The sequence below is a fragment of the Bdellovibrionota bacterium genome (assembly GCA_040386775.1).
Classification (GTDB): domain Bacteria; phylum Bdellovibrionota; class Bdellovibrionia; order Bdellovibrionales; family JAEYZS01; genus JAEYZS01.
In genome coordinates, this window is the sequence record JAZKEU010000013.1 from 113,246 (window position 1) to 132,707 (window position 19,462).

General features: G+C 38.1%; 20 protein-coding genes. 9 read left to right on the top strand and 11 right to left on the bottom strand.

Going from position 1 to position 19,462, the window contains the following annotated elements:
- The first annotated feature begins 23 nt into the window (after nt 1-23).
- Nucleotides 24-1,154 carry a hypothetical protein gene (locus V4596_08560; GenBank protein MES2769183.1) on the top strand — a complete coding sequence of 377 codons (1,131 nt, stop codon included), beginning with the start codon at nt 24-26 and terminating at the stop codon, nt 1,152-1,154.
- A 79-nt stretch (nt 1,155-1,233) separates the two neighbouring features.
- Here V4596_08560 and V4596_08565 read toward each other — a convergent pair whose 3' ends face one another.
- On the bottom strand, nt 1,234-1,977 hold the full coding sequence (locus tag V4596_08565; protein ID MES2769184.1) for a tyrosine-protein phosphatase: 744 nt from the start codon (nt 1,975-1,977) through the stop codon (nt 1,234-1,236).
- A 108-nt stretch (nt 1,978-2,085) separates the two neighbouring features.
- Nucleotides 2,086-3,756, bottom strand: a complete 1,671-nt coding sequence (gene ettA, locus V4596_08570; protein ID MES2769185.1) for an energy-dependent translational throttle protein EttA — start codon at nt 3,754-3,756, stop codon at nt 2,086-2,088.
- A 127-nt stretch (nt 3,757-3,883) separates the two neighbouring features.
- Between ettA and V4596_08575 the strand changes: the two genes are divergently transcribed.
- The 5 genes from V4596_08575 to V4596_08595 all read left to right on the top strand — a co-directional run bounded on the left by V4596_08575 (nt 3,884) and on the right by V4596_08595 (nt 6,694).
- Nucleotides 3,884-4,108, top strand: coding sequence for a hypothetical protein (locus tag V4596_08575; GenBank protein ID MES2769186.1), 225 nt, complete (start codon nt 3,884-3,886; stop codon nt 4,106-4,108).
- Complete coding sequence (locus V4596_08580; protein MES2769187.1) at nt 4,095-4,355, top strand: type II toxin-antitoxin system RelE/ParE family toxin; 261 nt, start codon at nt 4,095-4,097, stop codon at nt 4,353-4,355. Before V4596_08575 ends, V4596_08580 begins: the two co-directional genes overlap by 14 nt.
- 19 nt (nt 4,356-4,374) lie before the next feature.
- Nucleotides 4,375-4,662 (top strand): hypothetical protein, encoded by a 288-nt coding sequence (locus V4596_08585; GenBank protein MES2769188.1) that lies wholly within the window; start codon nt 4,375-4,377, stop codon nt 4,660-4,662.
- 322 nt (nt 4,663-4,984) lie between these two features.
- The gene (locus tag V4596_08590) at nt 4,985-5,662 is read left to right on the top strand and encodes a hypothetical protein (GenBank protein ID MES2769189.1); all 678 of its coding nucleotides are present in this window, start codon (nt 4,985-4,987) and stop codon (nt 5,660-5,662) included.
- Nucleotides 5,663-5,749: 87 nt separating this feature from the next.
- Nucleotides 5,750-6,694, top strand: coding sequence for a DMT family transporter (locus V4596_08595; protein MES2769190.1), 945 nt, complete (start codon nt 5,750-5,752; stop codon nt 6,692-6,694).
- A gap of 1 nt (nt 6,695) precedes the next feature.
- Here the strand turns inward: V4596_08595 and V4596_08600 are convergent, their stop codons facing one another.
- Together V4596_08600 and V4596_08605 are read right to left on the bottom strand one after the other, a co-directional pair.
- The gene (locus V4596_08600; GenBank protein MES2769191.1) at nt 6,696-7,982 is read right to left on the bottom strand and encodes a flavohemoglobin expression-modulating QEGLA motif protein; all 1,287 of its coding nucleotides are present in this window, start codon (nt 7,980-7,982) and stop codon (nt 6,696-6,698) included.
- Between the two features lie 4 nt (nt 7,983-7,986).
- A complete protein-coding gene (locus V4596_08605; protein ID MES2769192.1) occupies nt 7,987-8,418 on the bottom strand; it encodes a PPC domain-containing DNA-binding protein in 432 nt (143 codons plus the stop codon).
- Nucleotides 8,419-8,522: 104 nt separating this feature from the next.
- Here V4596_08605 and V4596_08610 point away from each other — a divergent pair, with 104 nt between their 5' ends.
- A complete protein-coding gene (locus V4596_08610; GenBank protein ID MES2769193.1) occupies nt 8,523-9,302 on the top strand; it encodes a hypothetical protein in 780 nt (259 codons plus the stop codon).
- A 335-nt stretch (nt 9,303-9,637) separates the two neighbouring features.
- Here V4596_08610 and V4596_08615 read toward each other — a convergent pair whose 3' ends face one another.
- From V4596_08615 to V4596_08635, 5 genes are all read right to left on the bottom strand, one after another.
- Nucleotides 9,638-11,761, bottom strand: a complete 2,124-nt coding sequence (locus V4596_08615; protein ID MES2769194.1) for an FHA domain-containing protein — start codon at nt 11,759-11,761, stop codon at nt 9,638-9,640.
- 12 nt (nt 11,762-11,773) lie between these two features.
- Nucleotides 11,774-12,703, bottom strand: a complete 930-nt coding sequence (locus tag V4596_08620) for a hypothetical protein (GenBank protein MES2769195.1) — start codon at nt 12,701-12,703, stop codon at nt 11,774-11,776.
- 60 nt (nt 12,704-12,763) lie between these two features.
- On the bottom strand, nt 12,764-14,284 hold the full coding sequence (locus tag V4596_08625) for a microtubule-binding protein (protein ID MES2769196.1): 1,521 nt from the start codon (nt 14,282-14,284) through the stop codon (nt 12,764-12,766).
- A 171-nt stretch (nt 14,285-14,455) separates the two neighbouring features.
- Nucleotides 14,456-15,037: a hypothetical protein gene (locus V4596_08630; GenBank protein ID MES2769197.1), complete on the bottom strand. Its 582-nt coding sequence runs from the start codon at nt 15,035-15,037 to the stop codon at nt 14,456-14,458.
- A 63-nt stretch (nt 15,038-15,100) separates the two neighbouring features.
- A complete protein-coding gene (locus V4596_08635) occupies nt 15,101-15,778 on the bottom strand; it encodes a hypothetical protein (GenBank protein MES2769198.1) in 678 nt (225 codons plus the stop codon).
- Between the two features lie 212 nt (nt 15,779-15,990).
- Here V4596_08635 and V4596_08640 point away from each other — a divergent pair, with 212 nt between their 5' ends.
- Nucleotides 15,991-16,851: a LysR family transcriptional regulator gene (locus V4596_08640; GenBank protein MES2769199.1), complete on the top strand. Its 861-nt coding sequence runs from the start codon at nt 15,991-15,993 to the stop codon at nt 16,849-16,851.
- A gap of 7 nt (nt 16,852-16,858) precedes the next feature.
- Here the strand turns inward: V4596_08640 and V4596_08645 are convergent, their stop codons facing one another.
- Both V4596_08645 and V4596_08650 read right to left on the bottom strand, forming a co-directional pair.
- Nucleotides 16,859-17,992: an ATP-grasp domain-containing protein gene (locus tag V4596_08645; protein MES2769200.1), complete on the bottom strand. Its 1,134-nt coding sequence runs from the start codon at nt 17,990-17,992 to the stop codon at nt 16,859-16,861.
- Nucleotides 17,958-19,067, bottom strand: a complete 1,110-nt coding sequence (locus V4596_08650) for a DUF2914 domain-containing protein (protein ID MES2769201.1) — start codon at nt 19,065-19,067, stop codon at nt 17,958-17,960. Before V4596_08650 ends, V4596_08645 begins: the two co-directional genes overlap by 35 nt.
- A gap of 181 nt (nt 19,068-19,248) precedes the next feature.
- On the opposite strand from V4596_08650, the gene V4596_08655 reads away from it, so the two are divergent.
- Nucleotides 19,249-19,443: a hypothetical protein gene (locus tag V4596_08655; GenBank protein ID MES2769202.1), complete on the top strand. Its 195-nt coding sequence runs from the start codon at nt 19,249-19,251 to the stop codon at nt 19,441-19,443.
- The last annotated feature ends 19 nt before the right edge of the window (nt 19,444-19,462 follow it).

Sequence of the window (19,462 nt, forward strand, 5' to 3'; positions counted from 1 at the left end):
ATGGAAAGAGACTGGGGGAATTTATGAGGAACGTATATAGTCTTGTGCTGGTCCTAGTGTTATCTATAATGACCACTGCTTGCAGCAAGGTCATTGAAGAGACAGCTTCAAAAGAGCTATCTAAATTTGATGTGAATATGTATTCACTCAATAAATTGGTGTGTGATCCATTTGATGGTGGTCCAAGCAATCCTACAGATCCTAATTATGGACGTGGGTTAAAAGCTAACCTCTATTACCTTAGAGACGATCAACCTAGATATCAACACGTTGCTGACTATATCAATAGTGGTATGCGTGCTGATCAGTTCTTATTCTTTACTCAATTGAATGTACCTACTCGTATGTTCAATATTGGTTTTCCAACAGAATCGGGATCTTTAGTAAAAAGAGATGATGGTCAAGTCCTTCAAGAATATTTCGCATTGAGATTATCTTCAGTAATTCATTTAGGCCCAGATGATGAACCGGGTGATTATGAATTAGCAATTCTTTCTGATGACGGCGCGATCATGAGACTAAGAGGTTCAGATGGTCAGTATCAAACCGTAGTGGATAACGACGGTGACCACCCAACTAAAATGGGTTGTGGTAGCACGATCACAATGACTCGTGAAACTCAAAAGCTTATGCAATTTGATTATTACCAAGGTCCTCGCTACCACATTTCAGTGATTCCAATGTGGAGAAAGAAAGTTGCTGGCCAAGCTGCGGAACCACGCTGCGGTCAAAGCGGTAACAATTTATTCTTTAATGAAAACACTTCGGCTCCGCAAGCGGCATACAATGATTTATTGTCGCGTGGTTGGAAGCCACTAGATATGGACAACTACTCTTTACCAGTCAGCACGATCTTCAATCCGTGTGAACCAGGTGTTGCTCCAGTGATTTCTAATTTCACTATGGAAGACAACTTTGATGGAGTGGTGATTGCGAGATGGACAACAGATATTCCTGCTACATCTCAATTGAGATATGTGGATATGACGACAGGTACAGAAGAATTGACTGACGCTGATAACGAATTAAGAACAGAACATGAAGTGGTTGTGATGGCATTGAAGCCGGGTAGACAATACTTATTTCAAGGTGTTTCTATCTCTGACAGTTACGGAAAAACGCTCAGCGCACCAATTACTTTATTATTGAGATAAGTTTACCTCTCTCCTTAAGCCCTCAAGCGAGCCACCGCGAAAACCATGATTGGTTTTCGTGGTTTGGCGTTAAGAAAATCTACTCAATTGTGGGATCGTATTTAGAGGATTCTTTGCACTTAGAGAATTTTTTAGAGAGTTTGAACTTGCTGCTTCTCTCTGGATCGAATGAACACTCAGTTTTATCTAAGTTTTTTCCGCTGATATATCCAAATCTGACTTTATGAAGCATTTTCTGATAGATTACAGATACGTTCTTATGGACCTCTGCAACGACTTCAGCAGGCTTTTGCGGATTTCCTTCAGCATAACCATTCTCACACATTTCATTCTTCCAAGCGTCGACAGGGTCGATTCCTTGGTAGAGGATTCTGTACATTGCAGATAGGTATCCAGTGCGATCTTCGCCAACAGTGCAATGAAAGAATAGATTTCTATCGTTTGATTGAGCAACTTCTCTCATTAGAGTTAAAGCTTCCATTGTTTGTAAACAAGCTGTCTCAAAACTTTCCGCTTCTTTCCATCTGAATGGAATAACTGTGATGTTTTTTCTTTTCATTCCGGCTTTCTCAAGCATCGTGATTTCTTGTTCAGTAGTTTTGTCTTCTAGTTTGCTGTCTTTGAAAACAATCACATCGGTAATGCCGATATTTAGAAGTTCGCTGATATCTTGATAGGTTCTAGGTCGCATTCCGCGAATTAGAGTTCCACTTTTATCCTCAATGATATGTGAGTTTGGAATATTAAGATTTTCCACTTCCGAAGGAAATGGGGACACAAGTGCAAAGGCCGTCGCTAGTTGGAGAAATAAATATATAATCATGACGGGATTAGTATTTTGATTTGCGATGAGAAACAAATGAGCTTTCTACAAATGTAAAAAGCTCTAGTCGAAAAGAATGTAAGCCTTACGCAAGAAGGCTTACAAAGATCAGTGAGTCAGCTTTCTGTACTTGATACGAGTCGGTGTATCGGCTTCTACACCGAGGCGTCGTTTTTTGTCGGCTTCGTAATCTTTGAAGTTACCTTCAAACCATACGACCTGCGAGTTTCCTTCAAACGCCAAGATGTGAGTTGCGATTCTATCTAGGAACCAGCGATCATGGGAAATAACTACCGCACAGCCACCAAAATTTAAAAGTGCTTCTTCGAGCGCTCTTAAAGTGTTCACATCCAAATCATTTGTTGGTTCATCGAGTAAGATAACGTTTCCGCCGCTCTTAAGCATTTTTGCAAGATGCACGCGGTTTCTTTCTCCACCAGAGAGTACGCCAACTTTCTTCTGTTGGTCTGCACCAGAGAAGTTGAATTTCGAAACATACTGCCTTCCGTTAATCTCTTTATTTCCCACCATAATGATTTCGCTATTGTCACAAATTTCTTGGAAAATAGTTTTATCTGCGGCCAAAGAATCACGAGATTGATCCACGTAAGCAAGCTGTACGGTTTCTCCCACTTGGAATGTTCCTGAATCGGGTTTGTCTTTTCCTGTGATCAAATTGAAAAGTGTAGTTTTACCCGCACCGTTTGGTCCGATCACACCTACAATACCACCGCGTGGAAGATTGAATTCGAGATTTTCAAATAATAATTTTTCATCAAACGCTTTGGCAACTTTATTGGCCTTGATAACAACTTCCCCAAGTCGTGGTCCCGGTGGAATGTAGATTTCAAGATCGTTGATTCCTGACTGAATATCTTGATTGAGGAGTTCTTCATAAGCCGTAATACGTGCTTTGGATTTTGTCTGACGAGCTTTCGGATTTTGGCGAACCCATTCCAACTCTCTTTGAAGTTGTTTTTGGCGTTTGCCTTCAGTTTTTTCTTCGCCTTCTAAGCGTTTTTGTTTTTGTTCTAGCCATGAAGAATAGTTTCCTTCCCATGGAATGCCTTTGCTGCGATCAAGCTCTAATATCCACCCCGCAACGTTATCTAAGAAGTAACGATCATGGGTGATGGCCACGACGGTCCCCGGGTATTCATGTAAGAATCTTTCTAACCATGCTACGGATTCCGCATCCAAGTGGTTGGTTGGTTCATCGAGCAATAAGATATCAGGTTTACTGAGTAGCAATTTACAAAGAGCCACGCGTCTTCTTTCTCCACCCGAAAGATGTTTTACTGGAGAATCAGGAGGTGGGCATCTGAGAGCGTCCATGGCGATGGCCAATGTTCTTTCTAAATCCCAAGCATTTGTGGCATCGATTTTATCTTGAAGTGCAGATTGCCTGTTTAAGAGTTTATCCATTTCTTCTGGAGTCATCTCTTCTGCAAACTTTGCCCCGATGGATTCAAATTCAGTCAAGAGATCGGCAATTTCCTTCACGCCTTCGAGTACGTTTTCTTTTACGGTTTTGGTATCATCCAATTGTGGTTCTTGAGCCAGATATCCAACTTTTGTTCCTTCTCTAACGAAAGCCTCGCCGTTGTAGTCTTTATCGAGACCCGCCATGATTTTTAACAGCGTCGATTTCCCCGATCCATTGAGACCTAGAATCCCGATTTTTGCGCCGTCGAAAAATGAAAGGTAGATGTCTTTTAGAATAACTTTTTGATTGTAGGACTTTGTTAAGCCCTTCATTGTATAAATAATTTGTGCCATAGGGTGTAGTTATATTGATCCTAAAGGCTAAAATCAAGCATTTAGTGGGTCAATGGCTATGAAGTACATTGCTTTTGTATAGAAAAAGATAGTTTTTAATAGTATAATCTATTTATTGGGAGATATTATGGCAGCAAAACAATTGGCTACAAAAATAGATGAAAGAATCAAAGAAGCTTTGGATTCACTTTGTGAAGAAAAAGGTCTTAAAATCAATCGCTTTATCGAAGATGCAATTTTGGACAAGTTAGAAGAATACGAAGATGTCGGCGATTTGCGAAAGTTGAGAGCCGAATCTTATCGATCATTTGAAAAAGTTCTTTCGGAGCTCAAAGCCAGTGGAAAAATTTAAAATTGAAATTTCCTCTACAGCAGAGAAGGCTTTAAAAAAAATTCCTAAAAAAGACCTAGTTAGAATTGTAAGTCTCATACAAACACTTGCGATCAATCCTTTTCCTTCGGGTTGCAAAAAACTTTCTGGAGAAGAGGAAACATTCAGGATCAGGCAGGGGAATTACCGGATTATATATGAGATTAGAAAGAATAAACTTTTGATTCTTATTTTAAAAATTGGACACAGAAAAGAAATATATAGATAATTGAATTTGGAGGATAAAAATGGAATTAGGGCCTTTTAGTATTTCTGAGGTTGAATCTGTAAAAGAACTTTTTGAGTCAAAAAAGGTTTCATTTGAGATCTTGATTGATAAGGAAGCAGAAGAGCAGCAGATGGCAGAGTTTAATGCCCAGGCTACACAAGCTCCACGAGCAATGGCAGGAAGACTGGATCTTAAAATTGTATACTTTGAAATCCCTGATGAAGACTTTGAAAAGGTTCAGCATGGCCTTGAAAAGTTCGGCATCATGGCGATGTCTGATGGTTCTTACGAACTTGGTGAAGATTAATAAAAAGGTGCCCTGCACCTTTGTGTGTCGCAATTGCGTTATTTATTATATAAAAGGTACCCCCTGGTTTTCCGTACTGTCGTCGCGTCAATTTAGAATATTTTTCGAATAAAGTTGACTAGCTTTTTGATGGATTAAACGAATTATGTTTTATTATTTTAAGAATCTCTTTTGTTTTTAATTTTATCTTTTTTGCTGTTAATAGAAAGCCTTTATGTACGTCTAAATATCGTTTTATAAATGTGCTTTTCAGTTTTTAAATCTCTCAAATCTTTAAGTTTTAAATATCGTGGTATGTTCTGCTTATTCAAAGGAGATACATATGAACTTAAAACACTTTTCAAATCAAGGCTTACTGGAAAACGTTAAAAAACTTTCTGCTGAAGAAAGAAAAATAACGACAGAAGTTCTTCACCACTTAAGAGAAATCGAGATTAGGAAGCTCCATTTAGAAATGGGTTTTTCTAGTCTTTTTGAGTATTGCTTAAGAGAGCTAAAGTACTCCGAATCTCAAGCATACAGAAGAATTTCTGCGATGAGGTTAATTAGAGATTTTCCTGAAGTGGAAAATAAAATCAAAGAAGGCTCTCTGAGTCTTTCAAATGCAGCAAAGATTCAAACATTCATTAAACAAGCTAAGAAAACTGAAAAACCTTTAAATTCTTTTGAGAAGAAAGAATTGATTGCAAAAATTGAAAATAAATCAGCGAGAGAATGTGATTTAGAGCTAATAAAGATTTCTCCAGAGCCTATTATTACTAGATCTAAAGAAAGAGTATTAACCGCTGAATATACGGAGCTTAAGTTGACCATAAAAAATGATCTTAAAGAGAAGATAGATCATGTTATGAACTTACTTTCTCATCAAAACCCAGACGGAGATTTAAATAAATTATTAGAGCTTATGTGCGATATGGTAATTAAGAAGAAAGATCCTTCTTTTCAACGCAAAGCTTCTATCACGTCGTCGGAAGTGAAGGATACGTTTTTATTAGTGTGATCAAACGAATCTTCAATGCATTTGCTTGATGAAAAAACTAGTGTATATTTTTGATTAATAGAAGTGCTCTTTTGAGCTTGGAGAAAAATGAGTTCTCGGTATTCTTTTTCAAAATTATTTTTGATAGCTGTAGTTTTGCAGATTGTTTGGGGTTTGGTTCCGAGCGCTTCTAACGTGGTCATTTCTGAAATTCCGGTGGAACTTTACATTGCTATTCGTTGGACAATATCTAGCTTATTGTTTTTAGGGTTTTTGTTTTTCACTTCAAAGTGGTTTCCAAAAATGGATAAAAAAACATTTGTGGTAATGTTTCTCGGTATCTTGGGTTACGCGCTTGCTTCTTTCGGAACATTGTATGGATTAAAGATTGGTGGAGTGACTAACTTTGCCCTCATGGGAGCTTTAAATCCCATTATAACTTCAGTCACGGCCATTCTATTTTTAAGAGAAAAGCCGGGAAAGCTTTTTTACTTTGCATTACCTCTGTGTATTTTGGGTCTCATTATGCTTGTTGTTGGTAAGCATGAAATCTCATCTTGGTCGGTGGCATTCTCTAGTTCCATATTGATTATAGGTGCGGCGGTACTTGAGGCTACCGTATTTGTATTTTCTAAAAAGCTAAAGGTGCACTTTACCTCTTTTCAATACTTGGCGATCTCTCAGCTGGCGGCAGCTCTCTTCATGTGGATTTTGCAGCTTGGATTTTTTCAGCAAACCTCTCAAATCAGCAATCTATCGTCCAATGGATGGTGGGCGGCAATCTTTGTATCTGTAGTCGCCTGTGTGCTCTGTTATGCAATTCTTTATTGGTTACTCAATTATGTCGATGGACACAAGCTGGCTTTGTTTGAAGGTATTCATGTAATTTCGGCAGCATTGTTTGGCTGGTATTTCTTTAATGAATCTTTAAATACGCTGATGATTTTTGGCGGATTTGTTTTATTGGCAGGGTTAATTCTGGGGAATTTGAAATCTAAAAATAATAAAACCAAAATGGAAGCGATCGCTTTAGAAAATCTCACTTCTAAGTAGCTTACTTCACCATGCCCTGTTTCATGATGTCGGAAATGGTTCCCATGTTCATCTTATTTAAGAAATTGGAGAAGCTCATCCATACGGCGATGCCGTTGAGGTCGCTGAATTGTGGTGGCATGTAAGTGGGTTTTTCGATTAATCCCATTTTTGAATATTCGTAGAGAACGGGAACATCTTCCAGAGTGACTTTGCCGGCAAATAAGAATGGAATCATTTCTGGTTTTCCAATCCGTATGGCACTTCGAATAAAATTGTATGTTCCAATAAAACCTTTTGAGTAAGAAATGTCTTTGGTGAAGGGAGCTCCGCCTTCAATTACTCCACCACGGAATAATCTATGAGCGTTTTTAAAAGCTTCGATTTCTGTTTGATTGAGGTTTCTAAAATAATCATAAATATGAAGAAAGCTTGCGCCACTCTCAGCCATTTCACAAGCCATCAAGCGATTATTGATTTTTCGAAGTCTATCGGGAGTGCAAACAAAAGTGAAAACTTCCATTAAGAAAGCCAAGCCTTCTTGCACGGCCGTTGTACACGGAGGACCTTTTGATAACCATTTTGCATAAGGTTGATTCATTCCATTGAGAGTTGTTCCCACATGGACCCATCCTTCATGAACTTCGAAAATATCCATATCTCTTTGAGAAAATTTTAACCCACGTTTTATCTTGATGTAATTTGATCCTGCGGCAGCATCTGATAAAATACCATCATCTAATTTTACGGTAACCTCGGTATCACCAAAGTATTTTTTTAATTTTTCGTTGAGAGTTTCAACAACATCTTCGGATGGAATATTTTTTATGTAGCAAACGCCAAGATCTGAATTTTCAATTGAGATTAAAATCTGATTGAGCATCACGCCGGCCTCGATCAATGAGGTTTTGTTATCGATCAATAGATCGTTGGCACTTCCAAAAAGAGCTTTAGAGTATTTATAAAAATCATGAGTGGCGCGACTCATTAGCATGCGGACGACGTCTTCGTACTGCTGGCAATTGCGAATCAACATTTTTGCGATAGGTTCATTTTTTCCAAGAGTTTTTTCAATTCTACTTCTGATCTCTTGAAATTCTTTGATCTTGGCTTCGGCATCAAATTTGAGAGGAATATTGTCGTAATAGTTCTTTCCAATTTTTGGAAGTTCTTTGTAATTTGATTTTTTGAATTTTTCAAAGATATCGTCTTTCCATTTTATGGAATCAAGAATTTGGATAGGCCTTTGTGCTTCAACCAAGGCTTTCGAAAATTCTTCGACTGCTGTAAAAAGTTTTTTGTCGGACATCCTATTACTTTATCGGACAAAACGTAATGAGATTAAGACCAATATCCGGTACAAATTCTCTCTCTATTTTATCCTTAAAAACTGTCATTGAAAGTTCTACGGTTACGGCCACGTCGGCCTCAAAGAGATGCCCACCAAAAGCGTTAAAGTCCGTATCACCAAGCGTAACATGCGAGTGAACTACAGGTTTGCCTTCAAACCATGTGAGGCTTCCAGTGAGGTTTAAGAGTTCTACTTCGCGTTCGAATGTCTCACGATGATACTCTTTTTTATCGAGATGATAGAATCCTAGGTGAGAATTCTTAAGAGCACCTAGTCCGTGATAAAAGGCCCCACCGATTTTTTGATCAACCATAAATTTTTCTAAAAGTGCATGGAGCTTTTCATCTTTGTCGAATTTTAGGTAATATCCGTATTCAGTCTTACGATGTTCCATATATTGTGTAATTCCTATTCATGGTGAGAAATTAAATGACGATCTCGTCTCATAATGTGACACAAACCACTACATTGGTCTAGGAAAAATGCCGATCTATATATATGAAGTTCTTGGTGTATTTACTCTTGTTCAATCTCATTTCTGTGTCATCAATGGCGCAGTTTTCATCTTGGTCATCAAGACAAGGACCGGCTTCACTTAGACAAAAACAAGATAATAACTATCGCGATGTTTGGTCGCTCTCTGATTATTTTGAAACTCAAAGAAAACACAGATTGATGGATCAGTGGCTAGCAATGAACTCATCTTCAAACCCTTTTGAATTCTATCTTGGGGCACAGACAACAACTTATGATGCCATCGTCAAAGAGAATGGCGTTGTTGGTGCAGAGAAAGAATACCGCATGAATCGCGCGCAAGTGGGAGCCTATGCTTCGATCATTGGTTTGGAAGGTGAGTACGCAGATTCTGGCGAAGAATACACCAGTGGAGAAGGATCGATTCATCTAAGACTCTTGGGACGCAACAGCCAAGGAACAAACCTCACAGGATTTTACGGTATTCGTTATAAAAAAGACGAAGCCCTAACAACTAGTGAAGAAAAATTTCAACAGAATTTCTATGGCGGCAGCCTTACGCTCAATCTTACTAAATTTTTTGGTATCATTGGCACTTATAAAAAGTACGAAAAAGATAAATCGGATATCGGGAGTGAACTAGAAAGTGAACGCATGGAAGGAACGTTCTTTATCGACTTTAGATTTGTACGTGTTTATGGAACTTATTTTCAAGAAAAAGAAGATTACACCAACATCGTAATACCAGTTACAAAAGAAATCGAACGCGACGGTATCTTTGGTGGTCTAAAGATATTTTTCTAATTCGATATAATCCGAAAACTGAATTAAATTCAGAATCCGAATTCATTTATAGCCTCAAACTCAAAATAATTAAAAAATAACTGGGATCTAAAAACGCAAAAGAGAGTCTTGCCTTAGCAAGATCCCTTTTGGATGGACTCCTTGGTCTAAACCTAGGAGGTCGCGAATGGAACCTATCAACCATAGGACTATTCGTCAGATTTTGAGTGTTACTTTAATCGTTTTAAGAATTTTGTGGCTTTTGTTGCAAATTTTAAATCAGTTTTAGCAGCTCAAGATAGTATCTTTAAGTGTTCTGGGTCATGGACGGAATTAAAATCCGGACAAGGTTGCTTCTATGGGGAGCTTGCTGGGGTTCTGTCGTAATTCTCAAAAAAGCGTTTTTCGAATTTTTTGAAAGATTCTAAGCGAACCTCGCCGCCCAATTCTTCTTTGAGACGGGCCATCGTTTCTTTTTCTGTGGCACGCATTTTTTCTAATCCGCTTTTAACGAAATCGGGATGAATGTTTTCTTTCTTTTCTGCAAGGTCCTTAACAAGAGCGGCAGAAACGGCGAGAGCCTTTGTGGATCTATCTTCGTCCAATCGCCATGTTTTAAGCAAATACAATGTGGCGGCTTTTGACCAAGCTTCTTGGTAAGTTGCATCAGTATATAAGGTTGTGAAGTCTTTTGTGTAAATCACAGCATCTACATAATTACTTTTGAGTTCTGTTTCCTGTGGAGGATTAAACTTTCTCTTTTCTAATTCTACCTTTGTATTATTAATGGCGTTTGCAACCATTCTTTCGATAGGTGAATTACCATCCATATGCTCGAGAGCTTTTTCTCCACCAATGGCTGCAAATATTCCCAAGGCTAATCCAAGCATCAAAGATGTTGTTCTCTCTCTTGTTCTCGTAGAGATTCTACCTTTCGCTTTGCCATCAATCACTTTATTTGCAGAGGCTTGCCCGGAATTTCCAATAACTTCTTGAAAGACTTGATCCAACTCTGAACGTTTGGATTTCCAATCATCATTCATAGCCACAGTAGGGCATAGGGACTCTACTTGCAGAAGAATTTCTTTGGCCATTTGAGTTTTTTTACTCATTATCTCATCAATCAATTCTTTTTCGAATTTTTTGATGGCTTCAGCTGTTTGGAGCTTCAGTTGATTTGTTCGGTCTGTTTCTTTTTGGGTGATTTGTGCTTTTTCTTCTTCTATCTTTGCTTTCAAAGCTTGAAGTTGCGAGCTCATCTCTTTTTCTTTGTCTTCTTTTTCTTGTTTCATCGCGCTTAATGCCAGAGTCAGCTTCTCAGAGTCATTCTTGTTCTTAGACAAAGTCTTTTCCTGCTCTGCCAACTCTTTTTTCATAAGTTCTATGTGAGATAGCATATTTTTTTCATCAGATTTGATTTTTTCGTAATTCGATTTTCTAGCCTCGTGGTCATCTTGTTGGGATTTGATCTCTCTTTTTAATTCAGCAAGATTTTTGTCAGCTTTAAGCTTTTCTTCCTCAGCTGCTTGGATGTCTTCACGAACTCTAGAGGTTTTTGCTTTTAATGAATCCAATTGCGTTAAGGCAGCGGTCTTTTCTTTTTCAATTTTTTCATATGTAGCCTTCAAAAGTTCTTGGCCCTTCTTTTCGATAATTTCATCAGCTTCAGATAATCTTTTTGTTTTAATCATCTGCCCTTGAGCTTCAGAGTCTTTTAGAATTTCAATACATTTTTCTTCAGTGGATTTACGAAGTTCTCTAGCATCTTTTTCAGCTTGGTCTCTTAGGGTTTGGGTTTGTGCGCGAGTTTCTTGCAGAAGTTTTAAACTTTCTTCTCTCGCTTCTTCAAATATTTTTTGAGCTTCTACATTTGCAGCTTTTAGACGTTCTTGAAAATGCTTTTCTGCATTTTGCTCAGTTTCTATAGCATGTTTGTAGGCACTTTGTGCTTTCGATTCAGCTTGAAGTTCCGCTTTGTGTAAAATTTGAAGAGCTTGCTTGTTGGCTTCAATCAGAGATTTATCTGATTCCTTTTGCAAACTCGGTGGGACAAATTGCGCAGCCAGAGGTTGAGACAGTGGATCGGCGACTAAGGTTTTCGCCATAGGGGTTTTTGGAGATTCTGGTAATTGTGGAAGGGAAGTGGGCATTGTAAGCTTTTTCTCTTCAATACTTACTCGGATTGTTGGCCCGTCTTCACCCAACTGAATAACATCTTCCGACTCAAATGGAAAAATTGTTTTTACTGGAAGTCTTTTGCCTTGCTTATAAGTTCCATTAGAAGATCCAATATCTTCAAAAAATAGTTTATGATTTTCAGTAGTTATTTTTAAATGGTGACGACTCACCTGAGGGTGAAGGACGTTGACATCACTGTTCGCGTGACGTCCGATGACGAAGCTCTCCATCTTGACTTTTTTATGAGTCGTAGTTCCATCAATCGTGATGGTCACTTGAATGGATGGCTTTGTGTCTCCCACTTTAATTCCTTCTTATGAAACCTTGAATGGACGAGTTTTCGTCAGTTCACGGCCTCTAGTTTGAGTGCCCAATTCTGTATTGATAGAATCTTCTGCTAAGGCTTCTAATGGATCACGATTTTCATCAAACGCCGCATCCATTAATGGGAAATTGTTGTTGTCGCTTCTGTACCATAAAAGATCTAATGAACTCTCAAAGCGATCTACCATCGAAACATAAGCTCTCTCCGGAGAAAATAGAACATTCACTACGTGAGCCATCAACGAGAATACAATTCCTGCGATAGAGGTCTTCATCGCAAATGAAATTTCATATAGGAAGCGATCCATAATGTTTTTTGTAGCGTCGATATCTTGTAAGTTCATTCCTCCTAAGCCCTCAAGGCCCCCAGCAATACCAATGAATGTACCCAAAATACCACCGATGACAAAAAGACCTGGCAGGATATTAATAAGGTCGTTCAATCCTGTGATGGGAATGATGCCAAACACTCTATTGAAGCATGGATTATGGTGGAACGTAGCCTTTGTGATGTTTAATAATTTTGGATTGCTTTCATTCCATTTTAAAAATTTCAATTGCTTTAAAATATCTCTCACTAGCCATGCACAGCCTTGTTTTACCAGAAATATACGGTCGCTTGTTTTCATTACGCCATCATTTTTGCGACGATTCGTTCTATCACGCACGGCAAAGGCTTCATAAAAGCTTTTTTCTAGCAGTTTTTTAGAGAGAGCGTAGAAAGAGACATTTTTTACGGCACCGGGAACTTCTGCATCGATAAATTTATTCACACGTTTTTCAAATTCTCTTGAAAACCACTCGTGTCTTTTTACGGTGTACCAAACTAATGTTCTGAACATTACGCCGAATACAAATACAACGGCCATTGCATAGGGCAAGCCGAGAATAAAATATTCTGCAAAGAGTTTAGTTGTCATAGGGCCTTCTCCTCTTAACCTTTGGTAGCGCGCTTTAGATATCTAAACGCGTGCTAAAATTTACTTACCATCCACACTGAAGCGTACGATCACGCGTTGAGCCTTGCGGCAATCATTCACGCGACAGAATTCCGCTGCAGATGCAATATTTCTATCTTTAACTTTTAAAACGTCGAGGAAGCTTCTTCCAGACACCTTCATAAGAGACATCAACTCTTGCTGATTTGTAAAACCAGAAGCTTTTCCGTCTACGATATGTTGGAAGATTGCGTTCGCGCGTTTGTAACTCAAATCCATATTGTATTTAAGAGCAGCCTTGTCTTCAGGCTTTGTGCTCTTGGGATCGATGAATCGACCTTGATAGGTTGGCGAAGCAAACCCAATAATTTCTACATTTGAAATTTTACTTGCCACTTTAGGATTGCCAAATAAAGACTTAGAATAAATTGGCATTGCTCTTTCAATCACGTTCTTCATTTCAGGTTTTAGATTTGCTGAGTTACTATCAAAGTAAGCATCACCAAAATCCAAAACCACGTCGCCAGTTCCCATATCCACGTCGGCTTTGATTCCAGCTTTCGCAAATCCAGCTTTGATTTCTTTAGCTACGGCTTTTCTAGTATCAATTTCTTCTTTGGCTTTTGCGAGATCGCCTTCCGTAGATTTCAACTGACCTTTTAGACCGGCAACTTTTCCTTGGAGTTCTGCTGCTTTCTTGCCAGCTTCCGCACGGAACTGAGCTTCTTTTGCGGCTCTAGCAGCGGCTTCTTCTTTGGTTTGTGAAAGCTCCGCCTGCGTTCCGGCAAGAGCAGAATTCAACTGATTCAACTCTTGGTTCGCCTGAGCCAATTGTTGATTGTACTGTTGATTTGTAGATTGAAGAGCTGCTAAACGTTGTTCATTCTGCGCTTTAATAGTCTGAACTTGTTTATTGTAGGCAGTCTTCGTCATTTTATTTTTCTTATAAGCAAATTGAAGCTCTTTCATTTTCTTTTCAAGGGCAGCCTTGTTGGCAGCGATTTGACGATTTCCTTCTTCTATCAATTGAGTCTTTTGAGAAATGTCAGATTTCAATGTACCGATATCTTTTTGTTGTTCGTCAATTTGTGTATCTTGATCTGTAATGATTTCGTTTCTTGTCACGATTCTAGATTTTGCTACTTTGTTAGCATTCAAAATATTACGAACCATCTGTTGATATTTATTCAGAGCTTGAGCTTTCTTTCCATTCTCAGTAGCTTCGTTAGCCAAGCGATCTTTTTCTGATTTGGCTTCTTCTTGGAGAAGAGTCAACTTGTCCATAAGATCTTGATATTCTTGCTGTTCGTCTTTGGCGGCGGTGTCCATGTAGTTTTTCTTCACAGACTCGTACATCTTCAATTGATTTTCTAATTCCTCAACGCGAGTAGAAAGTTTTTGATTGTCAGATTGGCTTTTGATTGCATCTGTTCCAGTGCGTAAACTTGCCATCACGTACAGCAATAAAAAAATTGTACTCAAACCCAAAAATAAATCTGAGTACGATGTCCAAAAACTATCATTGCCTTCGGAGTTTTTATTTTTTTCGTAATTAAATGCCATATTTAACCCTTTACACGTCAAATTGCTTATCGACGGATATAAAGGGGATTTAAATACTTGAAGAATTCTATTGGACTTACGTTGAGTGAATTTCTAAAAATTTAAAGGGAACACAAGACAAAGGTGCGGAAAGGTGCCAGCCTACTTGTGTTTCGCAGCTGCTAAATGCAGTTAATTTTTAGTATGACAATCGTTATTAGAAATTGTGTTCACGTAGGTATTGATTTGTTCCGCGTTAATAAAAGTAGGATCATCGGGAAATATACACAACAAGGTGTTTGTTTTTAAAGCCCAAATTTGATCCTGAACAAGGCCGCTCACCATGGTGACAGTTCCGTGAAAGAATTTTCTAGCTCCGTGAGTAGCATCCACGTAATCATCAGTACCATTAAAAACAGCCTGTCCAATATACGTGTTAGATATTATGGTTCCTGTGCCTACGCAGGCAGTTCCTGAGTAAGTCATGTTTCCGGAATTTTGCGATACGGTTGTACTATTGACATTCGCGATTTGATAGAAATTTTTTGTAGATGAAGTGGAACTCAATTGAACGCAGTTGCCTTGTATCCACAGTCCATGGAGTGGCGTAAGACTTTGTAGTGCGCCGGCCCCGTTATTTCCACCGTTGTTACCATTTCCACCGGATCCTCCACCTGAACAGTTAACAAATAGCAAGCTAGTGAGGGCCAACATACCTACAGTTAAAAAAATACTTACTGATTTATATGAAAATTTATTTCGTATTGAACCCATCATCAACTCCAATGTATTTGTATGCCAATAGATCGGCTTACATTGAGAAAATCTTGAGTTCTTTTAGCGGTGTTGTCTAGTGAATTTAGAGTGAAAATCAGGGAAAGCCGCTTCTACATTAGGCATCTCGTTTATGATGTTTAAAATGTCTAAAGATTGTCCAGTAGATTTAAAATTGCTATCCGCCACCTCAAAAATATACTGCGGCTTTATAAGCTTATTCTTATTTTGCTTCACTTTCACTAAAGATATGCCAAGATTATTTGCTATGCTTGTAATTTGCTTAGAGTTTAATGGTTCATTAAAACGGATTGTAATCAAACCGGTAAAAAACGATAGGCTCTCTGCAGGAATTCCCTCTTCTACTTTTCTCAATCCATAAGAAGAATGTTCGATTTCACCGTTTCTTTGCATTTGTTGGATAGTTTTTAAGAAGGGTCTAAGCTCTTTTTCACTGCTGACTTCCATAACATATACAATCTTTCCGCTATCTAAAGCTTTTTGCTGAGAAAACTCGTCTATTCCAAGGCGCTTTGCAAGCTTATTTAGCGGTTCCATAGAGACAAAAGAAATCGCATTTCTTGCGATTTGTACTTGGTTGGTTCTTTCTTTTTCAATCTGGTAAGTTACAGAATTGGAATCTAACCTAAACAAAGTCGCACAATAGCTCGCAGCATTAGCGACATTATGATATGTAAAAACACTGCTCATTAGAGAAACGAATATAAAAAGTTTTAACATAGCCATTTTCCTTTATGCTTACGCGTATATTGAGAATGGGCATAATAGCATATATTTTAGGCGGTTAACAGAGCTTCATGTTGAAACTCTAGAGGCGCGAGCAATAGAGTATTTTTTATATAATCTGTACAATATGCTTACACTTTTAAATTTCTTGATAGGTGCTTGGCTAGTGTTGACAAATATCTAGCCCATCATCGTATATTATCAACATGGATAAATTTGTCGTATCGTCTGATGATTGTTTGATTCTCAAAGCTCTTAAGGATTCCAAATCTTTGCGTGAGGCGGCTCAGCTTCTGGGTTGTGACCCTGCGGGATTGGCTAGGCGTGTGCAGCATATTTCTAGTAAGCATGGATTTGTTCAGAAGGTGAATAATCGTTGGCAAATTACCTCACGAGGTATGGATTTGGTCGCTTGGACGGAATCGAGTATTTTGAGTCAGAAAAAAATATTTTCTTCAAACGATAGTCTCCGCATTGCAAGTACAATGTGGTTTGGTGAAGAAGTTCTTATTCCTAATTTATCAAAACTCAAAGATTTTTTTAATGAAGATATATCTGTATCCCTATCTGTCCCCGATGAGGGATTCGAGTTGTCGCTGGTCAGTGGAAATGTTGATTTTGTTGTTGCCTGCCACCCCCCAGAAAATCCAGAGATTGCTCACAAACAAATAACGGAAGAAAAATGGATACTGATAGCGCCGGTATCTTGGAAAAAAAACATAAAATCAAAAAGCGAAAATATTTTAGAGTTTCTAAAAGACAAACCTTTTATTAGTCACCGTGATATCAATGTGGATTTATTTTTATCTGGTGCTGCAATCAAAAAATCAGACATCAGCATTAATAATCTTATCGGTATTCGATCGGCTGTCTGCGCGAATTTAGGGTGGAGCTTAGTTCCTAAAATCTTGGTTGATCGTCATTTGAAAAATAATGAATTGATCGAAATCCCTTATGAAATACCAACTCAAGACAGAAAAGTTTGCGTTTGGTGGCTTAGAAATCGCGATGGTTTAAAACGACAATCCAGTAAAATTTCATCTTGGATCGAAGAAGTCTGTCCATAAATTAAATTCAAACGAGCTCTTCTATGCTTTTGATTGTTTCGAGAAGTGAATTGTAGTCTTGGGATTGCATAAGAATTCTTCCAAAATCTTCACCAGAGCCCTCTCGTTTTTTTACTGTCATTCCTGATTTTAAACCAGATTGTATATCCACCAGATTTGGATCTTGTAAAAGAGAAGCATAATCCGGTTCTCTTTCGACAACACCCTCTCCAGGATGTAGAATCCAAACAGCGGCGTGGCAATTTGATTTGGCTTTTACCGAAGGTGCCTTGCCACATTCGATGTCGATGAGAGTTTTCCATGGTGAAAATCCATAGCAGAGTTCGATCAACTTCATAATGTATCCACCCGGAGGTCTAATGGCGATTTCTCCAAAGAGAATATTTTTTTCAGTCAAGTAGTACTCAACGTGAGCAATACCATTTTTGATTCCAAAGGTTTTGATAATTTGCGAGTTGAATTTTGAAAGTTTATCTTTAGAAATTTCATCGAGTTTTGCAGGAACAATATTGCATACGTGGTGAGTATGATAGTCTGTTGTATTTGAAAAAATAATCTCGCCATTGCAAACAAAACTTTCAACGCTGTACTCTTTTCCTTTAATGTATTTTTCGGCTAGCATATTGGGTTTCATTTCAGAAAGGCCATCAATGCTATTGGCGATCACAAGACCGCGACTGCCCGAGCTGTCTCGCTCTTTTAGAACAATAGGAAATCCAAATTTCTGTGCTAACTCTTCAGGAGTTGTGGCTTCATCAATCAAAATAAAATCTGTAATCGGGATATGATGCTTTCTGGCATGATTTTTCATTTCAAATTTGTCGTGGCAAAGATTGAATTTTTCTAGATCAGCTTTTTTTGAAAGGGATTTTTTAAGAATTTGTTGAGCAATAGGAATTGATTTTTCTGTGAGAGGTATAATGGCATCGAAGGACATGTTTTTAAACATGTCATAGTTTCCATTAAAAACCATTTCTGAATATTTTTTTGACCCAAATGATTTAGTCGAGAATTTTGGTTTTTTTAAATTTAGAACATAAGTTTCAAATCCCAATTCAACTGCTTTTTGAATAGGGTCGAGCCTCTTTCCAACAAATAAAATCGATTTACCGCTCTTCAATATTAAATTCTCGCTGTTCACTTTGTTCTTCGGTGTACACAGAAAAATAAATTCTACCGATTTCGCGGCCATCTGTCGTCTCTATTTGTACACGCCAGTCTCCGGGCTGGTATTTGGACTTGTACGTAAACCCTCGAAAGCCATCCTCTCTGCCGCCAGAGATCGTCATTGGAATCAAATCCCATGTTGTCCAGCCTTGAATTGGATCATCATGCATCCATCGAATATTCACTTGATCAGAAAATCTTGCTGGCGAATAAATATTTGTGAAGAAGTAAATGTTATCACCGAATTGGGCCTCAAAAGCTTGATCACCGTTTTGCCAGAATTTCCAGATAGGCTTTTGGTGGTACAAAAGATACTTCCCATCTTTTTTTTCTACGTTGTGATAAATTCCCATGTATTTAGCGGAGAGCGGAACGGGCGGAATCCATCCGGCAAAATAAAATAATATAAAAGCAGATTGGACCACTACCATTGGCATGAACAGCTGCTTTTGAATGAATACTTTTTCAATATCTCTGGGAAGAATTTTTTTAAATAAAAAGTACGCACAGCCAATTGTTGATAACACAGCAAGCGCAAAAGGAATCAGCCCAATGAAACCCAAAATTGTTGGATAGAGCATAGAGAAGAAAGCATTCAAACAAAGAATGAACATCCCAAACTTTAGCCAGTGACCAGCACTCTGAACCCTCGACATTTCGTTGGCTATGAGAATTGCGCCAATGATAATAATAAAAACAAAAGAACTCAGCAGTGATGAGCTTTTAAAATAAAAAATAGAATACAGACTTAAGAGTGAACCAAACAAAAAGTGTACAACGAGCTGACGGTACTCCCAAATTTTGGTAAGCTTCGCAGGAATTTGAATTTTCTGAAATGAATTTAGAACATCATAATAAAGAATCATTCCAATGATTGTCAGATAGGCAACCTGTTGAAAGATTGCAAAAAGATCATCGGGGTCAGAAAGTGTGACGAGATCAAATAAAAATCCGCCCACGAAAAATGCAATCATCAAATGAGCTTCATGCTTGTTGTATAATTCAGAAAATTTAGATTTTAAGTGCGCAGGTTTATAATAATTTTCCATATGTAGAGGGTTCCATTTTTGTAGGTGTAGGGCAATTGTTGAGTATGATGTATAAATGAATTTTTTTTCATATAGTTTAGTAAAATCAATATGCTTAATGCAACGCGCATTAGTTGAATTCTGCCCCTCAATAAAACTATATTCAGTTGAACTGTTTAACAAACTGAAAGGAATCACTATCATGAAACTTTACGTAAAAAAATCGTTAGGTGTTTTTGCTCTAGTAGCTGTATTAGCAACTTCAATGACTGCATGTTTAAAAGATAAAACTGCTGAAACAACAACTGAAGAAACTGCTGTAGAGCAAACTGCTCCAACAGAAGGTCAACCAACAGAAGCGCCTCCTGCTGATGCTGGAACAACTCAATCTAACTAATTTTATTTAGTCATAGACT